An 819-nucleotide genomic window follows, 5' to 3' on the forward strand; every position below is an offset into this window, starting at 1 on the left:
GCGGGGTACACGGCCGCGATCTATGCGGCTCGGGGTGAGTTGCGGCCGTTGGTGTTCGAGGGGTCGGTGACGGCCGGTGGGGCGTTGATGAACACCACGGATGTGGAGAATTTTCCGGGGTTTCCGGATGGGATCTTGGGTCCGGAGTTGATGGACAACCTGCGTAAGCAGGCGGAGCGGTTCGGTGCGGAGCTGGTGGCCGATGATGTGACGGGGGTGGATCTGCTCGCCGATCCGAAGGTGGTGCGGGTGGGTGAGCAGGTGTATCGGGCGCGGGCGGTGATCGTGGCGACCGGGTCGGGGTATCGGGAGCTGGGGTTGCCGGAGGAGAAGCGGTTGTCGGGTCGTGGGGTGTCGTGGTGTGCGACCTGTGATGGGTTCTTTTTCCGTGATCAGGACATCGCGGTGGTGGGTGGGGGTGACACCGCGATGGAGGAGGCGATCTTCTTGACCAAGTTCGCCCGTTCGGTGACGGTGGTGCATCGGCGTGATCGGTTGCGTGCGAGCAGGATCATGCAGGAGCGGGCGCTGGGGAACGAGAAGATCTCGTTCCGGTGGAACAGTGAGGTGGTGGGGATCGAGGGGTCGGATCGGGTGACGGGAGTGCGGTTGCGTGACACCCGGTCCGGTGAGGAGTCGGATCTGGCGATCACGGGGTTGTTCATCGCGATCGGGCATGATCCGCGTAGTGAGTTGTTCGCGGGGCAGTTGGAGACCGATGCCGATGGTTATCTGAAGGTGCGGGCTCCGACGACGCGGACGAATGTGCCGGGGGTGTTCGCTTGTGGTGATGTGGTGGATCACATCTATCGGCAGGCG

Annotated in this window: 1 protein-coding gene; it reads left to right on the forward strand. The window is 64.0% G+C overall.

Features of this window, described 5'->3' with window-relative positions:
• A partial coding sequence (locus tag ACGWYJ_RS38915; protein WP_395111718.1) for an NAD(P)/FAD-dependent oxidoreductase occupies positions 1-819 on the forward strand: 819 nt, incomplete at both ends.

The organism is Actinomadura sp. SCN-SB (genome assembly GCF_043906805.1).
Taxonomy (GTDB): domain Bacteria; phylum Actinomycetota; class Actinomycetes; order Streptosporangiales; family Streptosporangiaceae; genus Spirillospora.